The organism is Granulicatella sp. WM01 (assembly GCF_004570605.1).
In the GTDB taxonomy this organism is placed as follows: domain Bacteria; phylum Bacillota; class Bacilli; order Lactobacillales; family Aerococcaceae; genus WM01.
Genome location: NZ_SPPB01000014.1, coordinates 21,485 through 32,916 on the forward strand (window position 1 = coordinate 21,485; position 11,432 = coordinate 32,916).

At 34.0% G+C, this 11,432-nt stretch carries 13 protein-coding genes and 1 pseudogene; 11 read left to right on the forward strand and 3 right to left on the reverse strand.

The features are described from left to right. The first annotated feature begins 1 nt into the window (after position 1). The 8 genes from E4T68_RS03350 (at position 2) to E4T68_RS03385 (ending at position 5,826) form a co-directional block, all read left to right on the forward strand. Positions 2-1,471: an acetaldehyde dehydrogenase (acetylating) gene (locus E4T68_RS03350; protein ID WP_135124116.1), complete on the forward strand. Its 1,470-nt coding sequence runs from the start codon at positions 2-4 to the stop codon at positions 1,469-1,471. Positions 1,472-1,524: 53 nt separating this feature from the next. Next, positions 1,525-1,800 (forward strand): propanediol utilization microcompartment protein PduA, encoded by a 276-nt coding sequence (gene pduA / locus E4T68_RS03355; RefSeq protein ID WP_135124118.1) that lies wholly within the window; start codon positions 1,525-1,527, stop codon positions 1,798-1,800. A gap of 166 nt (positions 1,801-1,966) precedes the next feature. Further along, positions 1,967-2,608: a hypothetical protein gene (locus tag E4T68_RS03360; protein WP_135124120.1), complete on the forward strand. Its 642-nt coding sequence runs from the start codon at positions 1,967-1,969 to the stop codon at positions 2,606-2,608. A gap of 23 nt (positions 2,609-2,631) precedes the next feature. Next, positions 2,632-3,264 carry an ethanolamine utilization phosphate acetyltransferase EutD gene (gene eutD / locus E4T68_RS03365; protein ID WP_135124122.1) on the forward strand — a complete coding sequence of 211 codons (633 nt, stop codon included), beginning with the start codon at positions 2,632-2,634 and terminating at the stop codon, positions 3,262-3,264. A gap of 19 nt (positions 3,265-3,283) precedes the next feature. Beyond that, on the forward strand, positions 3,284-3,925 hold the full coding sequence (locus E4T68_RS03370; protein WP_135124124.1) for an ethanolamine utilization protein: 642 nt from the start codon (positions 3,284-3,286) through the stop codon (positions 3,923-3,925). Between the two features lie 15 nt (positions 3,926-3,940). Next, entirely contained in the window at positions 3,941-4,213 is a 273-nt protein-coding gene (locus E4T68_RS03375; protein ID WP_135124126.1) for a EutN/CcmL family microcompartment protein, read from the forward strand. Between the two features lie 21 nt (positions 4,214-4,234). Continuing rightward, positions 4,235-5,350 (forward strand): ethanolamine utilization protein EutH, encoded by a 1,116-nt coding sequence (locus E4T68_RS03380; RefSeq protein WP_135124128.1) that lies wholly within the window; start codon positions 4,235-4,237, stop codon positions 5,348-5,350. A 23-nt stretch (positions 5,351-5,373) separates the two neighbouring features. Then, positions 5,374-5,826 carry a cupin domain-containing protein gene (locus E4T68_RS03385; protein WP_135124130.1) on the forward strand — a complete coding sequence of 151 codons (453 nt, stop codon included), beginning with the start codon at positions 5,374-5,376 and terminating at the stop codon, positions 5,824-5,826. A gap of 211 nt (positions 5,827-6,037) precedes the next feature. Here E4T68_RS03385 and E4T68_RS03390 read toward each other — a convergent pair whose 3' ends face one another. Both E4T68_RS03390 and E4T68_RS03395 read right to left on the reverse strand, forming a co-directional pair. Beyond that, positions 6,038-7,672: a Na/Pi cotransporter family protein gene (locus E4T68_RS03390; RefSeq protein ID WP_135124132.1), complete on the reverse strand. Its 1,635-nt coding sequence runs from the start codon at positions 7,670-7,672 to the stop codon at positions 6,038-6,040. A gap of 58 nt (positions 7,673-7,730) precedes the next feature. Next, entirely contained in the window at positions 7,731-8,420 is a 690-nt protein-coding gene (locus E4T68_RS03395; protein WP_167753794.1) for a YjjG family noncanonical pyrimidine nucleotidase, read from the reverse strand. A 210-nt stretch (positions 8,421-8,630) separates the two neighbouring features. Here E4T68_RS03395 and E4T68_RS03400 point away from each other — a divergent pair, with 210 nt between their 5' ends. From E4T68_RS03400 to E4T68_RS03410, 3 genes are read left to right on the forward strand one after another with little or no spacing between them, the layout of a single operon-like run. Beyond that, the gene (locus E4T68_RS03400; RefSeq protein WP_135124136.1) at positions 8,631-8,948 is read left to right on the forward strand and encodes a hypothetical protein; all 318 of its coding nucleotides are present in this window, start codon (positions 8,631-8,633) and stop codon (positions 8,946-8,948) included. 2 nt (positions 8,949-8,950) lie between these two features. Further along, complete coding sequence (locus E4T68_RS03405; protein ID WP_228099231.1) at positions 8,951-9,439, forward strand: Lrp/AsnC family transcriptional regulator; 489 nt, start codon at positions 8,951-8,953, stop codon at positions 9,437-9,439. An 11-nt stretch (positions 9,440-9,450) separates the two neighbouring features. Beyond that, complete coding sequence (locus E4T68_RS03410; protein WP_370543841.1) at positions 9,451-10,602, forward strand: pyridoxal phosphate-dependent aminotransferase; 1,152 nt, start codon at positions 9,451-9,453, stop codon at positions 10,600-10,602. A gap of 575 nt (positions 10,603-11,177) precedes the next feature. Here the strand turns inward: E4T68_RS03410 and E4T68_RS03415 are convergent. Further along, positions 11,178-11,432, reverse strand: a pseudogene (locus E4T68_RS03415) (ISNCY family transposase); the annotation flags it as partial.

Consider the following 11,432-nt stretch of genomic DNA (forward strand, 5'->3'; position numbering starts at 1 on the left):
CGTGAAATTAGAAGATAAAGATTTAATTTCGATTCAAGAAACGCGTGATTTAATACGTGCAGCTAAAGTTGCACAAGCTGAATTAGCTAAAATGTCACAAGAACAAATCGATACAATCGTAAAAGTTGTTGCTAAAGCATGTTACGATGAACGTGTTCGTTTAGCTAAAATGGCGGCAGAAGAAACAGGCTTTGGTAAATGGGAAGATAAAGTGTTGAAAAATGCTTTAGCATCTCAAACATTGCTAGAAAATATCAAAGATATGAAAACTGTAGGTATTCTATCAGATGATAAAGTGAATAAAGTTATGGAAGTTGCTGTTCCAGTTGGAGTTGTTGCAGGTTTAATTCCGTCAACAAACCCAACATCGACAGTAATGTACAAAGCATTGATTTCATTAAAAGCAGGGAATGCTATTGTATTCTCTCCACACCCAAATGCTTTAAAAGCAATTGAAGCAACTGTTGAAGTTATTCAAAAAGCTGCTAAAAGTGCAGGATGCCCAGATGGTGCAGTTGGTGTTATTCACAATGTTTCATTACAAGCAACTCAAGAACTAATGAAAAATAATGACACTAATTTAATTCTTGCTACTGGTGGTTCTGCAATGGTTAAAGCAGCCTACTCATCAGGAACACCTGCGATTGGTGTAGGTCCAGGAAATGGTCCAGCATTTATTGAAAAATCAGCAGATATTCCAACAGCTGTTCGCCACATTATTGAATCAAAAACTTTTGATAATGGTGTTATCTGTGCTTCTGAGCAATCAGTTATTGTTGAAGAAGTATCAAAAGCAGCAGTTATTGCAGAATTTAAAAAACAAGGTGCATACTTCTTGAATGAAGCAGATGCGGAAAAATTGGGTAAATTCATTATTTTACCAAGTGGTGCAATGAATCCAAAAATGGTTGGGAAAACACCACAAGTTATTGGAAAAATGGCAGGTGTTGAGGTACCAGCAGATGCTAAAGTGTTAATTGCTGAAACATCTGGAGTAGGTAAACATGCACCATACTCAATGGAAAAATTAGCACCAATCTTAGGTTTCTACACAGTAAAAACTTGGGAAGAAGCATGTGAATTAAGCATGAAGATTTTACATCATGAAGGTGTAGGTCATACAATGGCTATTCACTCACAAAATGAAGAGGTTATTCGTGAATTCGCATTGAAAAAACCTGTATCACGTTTATTGGTAAATACACCAGCCGCTTTAGGTGGTGTAGGGGTAACAACTGGATTGTTCCCAGCCTTTACATTAGGTTGTGGTGCAGTTGGTGGAAGTGCAACATCTGATAATGTATCACCAGAGAATTTATTCAACAAACGTCGTATCGCTTATGGTGTACGTGAACTTTCAGATATTAAAAAAGCACAATCAGCTACAACAACATCTGTGGATACAACAAGTACAGATGAAAATCAATTAATTGACTTATTAGTGAAAAAAGTATTGGAAAAATTACAATAATTAATGATAAAATAGAAAAATAGTAAAACAATATAATTTGGAGGAATTTTATTATGGCAAACGCAAATGCATTAGGAATGGTAGAAACAAAAGGTTTAGTAGGAGCAATTGAAGCAGCAGATGCAATGGTTAAAGCAGCTAACGTAACTTTAATCGGTAAAGAACAAGTTGGTGGCGGATTAGTAACAGTTATGGTTCGTGGTGATGTTGGTGCTGTTAAAGCTGCAACTGATGCTGGTGCTGCAGCTGCTGAAAACGTGGGTGAATTAGTATCTGTACACGTTATTCCACGTCCACATTCAGAAGTTGAAGTTATTTTACCAAAATAATGACTTATTATGCTTTAATTATCGCAACGGGTTTCCGTTGCGATAATTAAAATAGTGCATAAAGATTTTTTACTGTCAAGGTAGTAAATCATGAGAGTTTGTATGACTGGATAGAGTTATATGAACTATGTCTGTTTAGACATTATAGGAACAAGGATGTGAGAATATGCCAGTTGTAACAGAAGCTAAAGTCAGAAAATTGCTTAAAGAAGGTCAAATTATTGAGCAAGGTACTTTTGTTTTAGAAGGAAATGATAAATTAACCCCTTCAGCAAAAGGTTTTTTAGCTGATCATCATGTTACAGTTGTTTATTCAGGTGCAACGAGTCATTCGCAAAGCACAGTGCCACACATACCTAATATTAAACAAATTGATAATATAGCTCATTCAGCAGCATTACCGTATGTTGTCAGATTAGCAAGGTTATACCCAATACTTCTACGTGCTCAAAGAGCATTTCACTTAGATTTTGAAGATGATTTATGCAAACGCACGGCTTCAATTTTAGCTATGCTACAACAAATAGTAAATCATCGTATTGAAGATGATGTTCAGGTTTATAATGAGAGCTTTTTATCTAACGCAGAGCTTCAAGCAATTCGTATTGCTAAACAGTTAAATCCTAATGATAGTGTGTTAGATTACACATTGTCGGAAGGGAAATTACACTGTTATGAAGCGTATATTGAATGTGCAATTGTAAGAAATGAGTTAGATATTTTAGACAAGACACATGATGTGTATATTGAAAAAGTTTCTCAATTATTAAAAGCTATTGAAGTATTACTGTGGTTAATCATAGATTAGAATAATAAGGGGGTGTGTATGACATGGCTAGCATAGATGAATTAATCAGCAAAGTATTGGAAAAAGTTCAAAATGAGGTATCAAATAGTTTTGAAGTGGAGGCCAGTGGGCGTCATATCCATTTATCTCAAGCAGATGTGGATACATTATTTGGAAAAGGTTATGAGTTGACCAAACAAAAAGATCTTTCTCAACCTGGACAATATGCATGTAAAGAGCGTATTACCGTACTTGGTCCTAAAGGAGCATTTCATAATGTGGTTATTTTAGGTCCAGTTCGTCCAGAATCACAAGTAGAAATTTCTTTAACAGACGGATTAGCGTTAGGTGTTAAAGCACCTATACGTGAAAGTGGTGATATTGAAGGAACACCAGGTATTGTTCTTGTTAATGGAAACAATGTGGTTAGTTTAGAAAAAGGTTTGATTGTTGCTAAACGTCATATCCACATGTCACCAGATGATGCACGTAAAGCTGGCGTAGAAAATAAAGAAATCGTTCAAGTTAAAGTTGAAGGAGCACGTCCTTTAATTTTTGATGATGTTGTTGTACGTGTTCACCCGAATTTTGCTACAGCAATGCATATTGATTATGATGAAGCAAATGCATGTGGATTCACAAAGGGTATGCGTGGACGTATTATAAAAAAATCTTAATTGAGAAAGGCTGATAGAAGTGGAGAATGTTGATAAATTAGTACAATTAATAACAGATCGTCTGTTAGAAAATCTACAACATGCACCTACCAATAAGTCTGTTCTCTTAATTGGAGGGACAAGCAAGAATGTAGATGCGCTTGAAAAAGCAGGATATGTTCTAGTGGATGATCTTCAATTAACTACAGAATATATTGTAGTAGAGTCTATTCAAACGGATTCTCTTTTACGTATAGCATCACTATGCCCTACAACTCAAGAGGAATCAGCATTAGTAAAAGGACTTCTACAAGGTAAAGCAGTATATGTCCTTAACTCTGCCTTACAATTAGAGGCGTATAAAAAAACAGCAACACCGTTGTTGTTTAAAGAGTTATTGAATCAAAAACAAAAATTAGAAAAATATGGCGTTAAATTCTGTGATAATGTGGATTTTATAGCATCAACTGAACCAGTTACACCACATAATCAAGTAGATGTATCATCTAGTCAGCAAGTGGTAAAATCTGATAAAAAATCTAAGTTAATTACTGAAGCAAAATTGAAAGATTTGAATTTGCGTGAAGGTGATGTCTTTGTAGCTGCTAAAGGAACTATTGTCACATCATTAGCTAAGGATTATTTAAAACGTCATAAAATTACGTTGCAAAATGAAAAATAAGATAGGAGAATAAAGATGTTTGTTGGTAAAGTTGTTGGTAGCTTATGGGCTACTAGAAAAGATGAAAAATTGAATGGTTTAAAATTTTTAGTAGTAGAGCGTCAATTAAATGAACATCAAGTTGATCCTAATCTTGTTGTAGCAGCAGACCATGTTGGTGCAGGAGAAGGCGATTTGGTCATGGTGACTACGGGAAGTGCTGCACGACGTAGTATGTCAAATGAAAACGTCCCTGTAGACATGGTTATTGTAGGTATTATTGATAAAGTAGAATATCCAAGAGATTAAACATTAGGAGATATTAAAAAGATGAGTGTAGATAAAATTATTATTTATATCATGGCAATCTTTATGATTATTGCTGCCGTAGACAAATGTATTGGTGGCAAATTAGGGTTGAGTGAAAAATTTGAAGAAGGTATTATGGCAATGGGTGCCTTAGCCTTATCTATGGCTGGTATTATGGTAGTTGCACCAATTATTGCCTCTGTTTTAAGACCTATTGTTGTTCCAATGTATGAATCAGTAGGTGCTGATCCATCTATTTTTGCCACAACATTTATTGCAAATGATATGGGTGGAGCTCCATTAGCGTTAAGTTTAGCAAAAAACGAAGTTATTGGTAAATTAGCAGCGTATGTATTAGGTGCTATGATGGGTCCTACTATCGTGTTTACTATTCCAGTCGCTTTAGGAATTATTCAAAAAGAAGATCGTCCGTTATTGGCACGTGGTGTGTTATACGGTATTGTTACTATTCCAATTGGGTTCTTCTTAGGTGGTTTATTTGTTCCAGGTATCAACATTGTATCATTAGCAATTAACTTAGTTCCAATTGCTATTGTAGCTGGTTTAATTTTACTTGGATTAATTTTGATACCAAATGGCATGATTAAAGGTTTTGAAATCTTTGGACAAGGTGTTGTTATTTTAGCAACATTAGGATTAGCTTTTGGTGGATTCCAATTATTAACAGAAACAGAATTTTTAGTGAATTTATATCCAGTAGTTGATGGCGTTCAATCAACTCCAGCTTCAGTATTAAAAGAAGCGTTTGAAGTTGTTGGACATATTGCTGTGACTTTAGCAGGAGCATTTGCATTAGTAGCTGTGTTTACTAAAGTGGCTAATAAACCTTTATTAGCTATTGGTAAATCTTTAGGCATGAATGAAGTGGGAGCTGCTGGTTTAGTAGCATCTATGGCAAATAATATTGCAATGTTCCAAATGTTAAAAGATATGGATAAACGTGGTAAAATCATTAACGTGGCGTTTGCCGTATCAGCGTCATTTGTTATTGGAGATCATTTAGGATTTACTGCTGGTGCAGAATCATCAATGATTGTCCCAATGATTATCGCTAAATTAATTGGTGGGGTTACAGCGGTATTGTTAGCATTTATGTTAACTAGAAAAGAAGCATAATATAATAAACGGAGGCTTATTTTATGGCTGAAATCAATCGTAATGAATTAGAATCATTAGTGCGTAAAATTTTGTTAGAAGAATTATTAACTAAAGATTCTGCAAAAAAAGTAAGTAAATCAGGGGTAACATCAATTCGTTTACCTAAATTAGATGTACGTGTTGAAGATCGCCTAGACACAGGTAATCCAGAACATCAAGTGTATACACGTGATTTATTAACATTAGATGAAAGCCCACGCTTAGGTTTAGGCTTAATGACAATGGAAAAAACAACATTCCCATGGCATTTGGAATACGATGAGGTTGACTACGTTATTGAAGGTCAATTAAATATTATCGTAGGTGATGAAGTGATGTCTGCTGGACCGGGTGAAGTTATTTTCATTCCTAAAGGCAGCGATATTCAATTCTCAGTTCCAGATAAAGCACGTTTTATTTATGTGACTTATCCAGCTGATTGGGCAAATCAATAAAGTTATAGAAAATGAAGGAACCCTACAAGGAGTTCCTTCATTTTCGGTTCTATAATAAATAGGGTTGATGAAAAAAGTTCATTAACCCTATTTGACATAGAACCATAATTTAAAACAATCGTGTTGGCTTTTGCCAACACGATTGTTTTATACACAAAAGTGCTTTTTATCAATATAACGCATTTATTAGCAATTTTAAGAAGTCTCGCTATTAACTTGCAATTCCTGTTTTGTCAACGGCTTCTCCGATGTTTCTAAAATGGTCTGAAATACGTTCTAAGTTACTTAACAAGTCCATGACAATGACACCTGATTCAGGTGTAGCAATATCTTTATTCATACGGAGAACATGATTTCGGCGAATATCAAGTTTTAATGTATCAATTTGTCTTTCAATATCAATAATCCGGTTAATATCTTCAATATTACCAGTTGACATGGCATCAATAGCTAGACGGAAACCTGTAAGGACAAGCTCGTAAACGTGGTTTAGCTCACTGATAACAGTATCATCTAATACAATATTTTGTTCGATAGCCTCACGTGCATACTCAGCAATATTTTCCGCATGATCAGAGATGCGTTCCACATCATGAATAGAGTTAAACAAATAGTCGATACGTTGTAATTCTGTGCTTGAAATAGTTTCTTGTTTGGATAATTCAACAAGGTATTCAATAAGTTGTTTTTCGTATTTATTGACACGTTTTTCATGACGGATAGCCTCTTTAACTGCAGCAGAATCTTTAAGTTGGATTGCTTGAATAGCAGAAGTGATTGTTTTTTCTGCTTCACTTGACATCAAAATAAACTCATATAGTGCATTGTTTAAGGCGATGGCAGGTGTTTGTAATAAATAGGGATCTAAATAAGTTGAATTTTTTTGTGCATCCATAGCATTTTCTTCAGGGGTAATTGGTAAAATCCAATAGACGAGTTTTAATAGCAATGTTGAAAATGGGAACAAAACTATGACATTAACAATATTAAATAAGCTATGTGCATTTGCAATCTGTCTAGCAATATCATTAGGTGTTGCATGTTCAACAACTGCTGTTAATGTACTGGTTAAAAATAGCATAAAGTAAATGGTGCCAATAATATTGAATGATAAATGGATTAATGCAACACGTTTTCCTTTGCGAGATGTTCCTAAAGAACTAATTAGTGCGGTTGTACATGTTCCAATATTATCTCCAAAAATGATGTAAATGGCTGTTGATAAAGGCAAAATGCCATTTGCTGCTAGAGCAATTAAAACACCTATAGTTGCACTTGAACTTTGTAAGACAAAGGTCATGATTAGACCGATAGCTAATCCGATTAATGGATTGCTTCCATATTTTAAAATCCAATCCACAAAAACAGGAGATTCTTTCAATGGAGAAAGTGAATCTTTTAAATAGTTCATGCCAATAAAGAGAATCCCAAATCCAATAAGAATATCTGAGGCATCTTTTAGTGACATTTTTTTTGTCACACTTTTCATAATAATTCCACTGGCAATAGCGATAGGTGCTAGTTGTGTAAGATTTAATGAAACAAGTTGTCCAGTAATTGTTGTTCCAATGTTGGCACCAAAAATGATACCTATAGCTTGTTGTAGTGACATCAATCCAGCATTTACAAAACTGACAACCATAACAGACGTTGCACTAGAACTTTGGATAATCATTGTAACAAACATACCTACAATGACTGCCATAAACTTAGTTCGTGTAAGTTTTTGAATAATTCCTTTTAGTTTATCGCCAGCAACTTTTTGTAGTCCGGCTGCCATTAAATTCATTCCGTATAGAAATAGAGCAAGTCCAGCAATGGCACTTAATAACATTTCAATTGACATATAAACACTCCTAAATACATTCTATTTTGTATTTTACAACAAAAATGTAAAACTGTCTTTATTTATCTTGTAATAATTCTGAAAGTGATGAAATAACATGTGTTGGACAAATATTTTTCGAATAAGACCTATGCTTAGGAGTAATCCAGCATGTGTCAATCTGACTAAGGTTTCCTCCATATATATCAGCTTGTAGCGAATCTCCAATGATTAATACAGATTGTTTATCTGTAATGGTTAAAGCATCTAAAACATAGTCAAAAAAACGTATATCAGGTTTTTGATACCCAATACTGTCTGAAATAAAGATACGTTCTTTAAAAAAAGGATATAGTTGATTGTTTTTTAAACGTGATATTTGTGTATCATGTACACCATTTGTGATAATGGCTAATTGATGTGTTTTTGCTAAGGTTTGGACAACATGCAATGTGTCTGAAAAAAGTTGATTTCCTGAACTTAGCCATTGACGATATAACACATCTGTGTGGTTGGCATCAATTTCTAAGTTGAAACGTTTAAAAAATAAGCTGAAGCGTTGAGAAAGTACTTCTGATTTTGACAACGTTCCTTGTTCATACTGGCTCCATAATTGCTTGTTTATCTCTTGGTAGTCTAAGTAATGCTTTGAGCAGTAAGGAATATTAAAGTATTCCAATAATTTTTTAAACGCAGTCTGTTGAGCTAGCTGAAAATCTAACAGCGTATCATCTATATCAAATAAAATGGTTTTATATTTTTTTAGCATAGTCATTTCCTTTTTTAGTTGTTTTATTTATTGTAAGAGCCATATAATAGATTGTCAATGTAAAACTAGATAGCTACATCATATTGAAAAAGTATATAAATAATTATTTGATTATTGAAGCATTCTACATTACAATGGAAACATCATATAAAAATAAGCACGCTAAAAAATAAACGTGTAAAATTGAAGTGTGAATAAGGAAGTTAATTTATGGGAAAAAAGTGTAAAAAGACAGTAATTACAACAGATGATGTTGTTCTAGTGGACGGATATTATATGCCTAAAATGATTGTGGAACCTTATAAGCGAATGAGAGCTGCTTGTATTTTTGAAATGAGTAGGTGCTTTGAGGAAAAAGGGTATTCTGTAGCGACAATTGTTGAAGAATTGGGCATGTCTATGCATGTTAAACATGAAGAACGTGTAATGTATCGTATTGATTTATCTCCACAGCACGTATCCCATATTGACAAGTTGTTGGGAACAAATAGATTAATGGCTTATTTAGACACATTTAAGGAGGATTAATGATGACAAAATTAAAAGAACAAATATTAAATTTATTGGAAACGAACGGGAAATTAACATACGAAGAATTGGCAGTATTGCTAGGCGAAACTACAGAAATTATTCAGCAAGTTGTTGAGGAACTAGAAAAAGAGGGCATTATTAGTGGGTATCAAGCACTAATTAACTGGGATAAGGCAAATACAGATGATGTTTCTGCTGTTATTGAATTAAAAGTGACTCCACGCAAAGGAAGCGGATTTGATGATATAGCCGAGCAAATTTATCAATATCCTGAAGTTGAAGCGTTGTATTTGATGTCGGGAAGTTATGATTTTATGGTCATTTTACGTAAATCGACGATGCGAAATATTGCGAAATTTGTCAATAAATTAGCTATGTTAGATGAAATTGTTAGTACAGCAACACACGTTGTTCTTGTTCGTTATAAAGATCATGGAACAGTTTTTGTGCAAGAAAAACAAGATAAACGAATGGTGGTAAGTCACTAATGAGAGAAATTTTGAATAGTAAAGTACAAAAATTACAATCTTCTGGAATTAGACGCTTTTTTGGATTGGCAGCAAGCATGGACAATGTGATTTCTTTAGGTGTTGGAGAACCGGATTTTGAAACACCTTGGATTATTAAAGAAGCGGCGATACAATCTATTCAAAAAGGACAAACATTTTATTCAAGTAATGCAGGGTTGTTGCCATTAAGACAAGGCGTATCAGATTTTGTTAAACGGAAGTATCAATTAAACTATAATCCAGAAAATGAAATATTAATGACTGTTGGTGGAAGTGAAGCGATTGATTTAGCTATGAGAACGCTGATAGATGTTGATGATGAAATTATTGTGACATCACCAAATTATGTGTCTTACGGTCCGTGTATAGAACTAGCAGGAGGAATACCTGTTTATTTAGACTTAAAAGAGGAAAATGAGTTTAAATTATTGCCTGATGAATTGGAGCGCTCTATTACATCTAAAACAAAGGCTTTAGTTATCACATTTCCCAATAATCCAACAGGGGCTATTATGGAAAAAGAAGATCTCGAAAAAATAGCTGAAGTTGTCAAAAAACATGATATTTTCGTTATTAGTGATGAAATGTATAGCGAATTAACTTATACATCTACCCCTCACTATAGTATAGGGGCGATTGATGGCATGAAAGAACGCTCTATTATTTTAAATGGATTTTCAAAAGCCTTTGCTATGACAGGTTGGCGATTAGGATTTGTGCTAGCACCAGAAAAAGTCATTGAGGCAATGGTTAAAATTCATCAATATACAATTGTTGCTCCTGCAACATTTGTACAATATGCTGCTATTCAAGCGATTAATACATGTGATGACGAGATTGAAACGATGCGTCTATCTTACAACCAAAGACGGAGATTTTTGTTGAATAAATTAAAACAAATGAATTTACATTGTTTTGAACCAAGAGGAGCATTTTATCTATTCGTTAATATTCAGCAATTTGGTATGAGTTCAGAAGAATTTTGTGAACGGTTATTGCACGCAGAACATTTAGCAATTGTTCCTGGATCAGCCTTTGGGCAAGCCGGAGAGGGATTTGTACGTATTTCTTATGCGTATTCATTAGAACAGTTAAAAGAAGCCATGCAACGTTTAGAGCGTTTTGTTAAATCATTAGTGTAAAAATGTATCTGTTTGATGTATGTGATGTTTAGATTCTAAACATGAAAGTCTGAAAAATCTTGTCATTATATAGTGATAGCTGGAAATTAATAGACACACAAGGAGAAATTCAGTATTTTTAAAGGGTCGTTTATACAAGATGTGAAATAGTCCAGCATTATAATATATAATAAGAGCGTACTGTTGTGCTGAATACTAAAAAAGATATGGCAGCTAGGTAGACAAGATAAAAAATTGAACGCACTATTTAGTTATAAAAAACATGTCAAAGGACTAAGGCACTTGATATGTTGAGAATATGCTCAAAAAAGCTAGTGGATAAAAAATCGTTTATAAGTAAAAATGAGTGATACTATAAAACTGGCTATCTTTAAACAGGATGATTGCCAGTTTCCATGTTTTATTCCTACATCTGTTGCCAAGGTGTTGTAATGCTGCAACTTTTCCTGTAATTGAGTAGAGTTTCAGTGTCAATCGAAAATGAAAATGTCCCAAAATGTGGGCCACTATAAGTGCAATGATTTTAAAAAAAATCATTGCACTTATAGGGCAAAATAATGTATGCTATTAAAGTATCAAGCAAGCTTGTTGTCTTGATACTCTTCAAGAGTTTTTCCAATACTCTTGAGATAGCGTTTGAAAGATGCCAGTTTCCACGGGTGTGATTGTGGTGGAACGTATTGGCGTCTTTCTTTTTTTATATTCTCACCCAAATCAAACACCGCTGAATGCTCTTCATGTGTTAACAAACAACGTGTGGCATAAATGTTGTCAGCGATATTCAAGAAAATATCCCCATTAAATGCTTCAATAACCAACGCTTTTGTGTG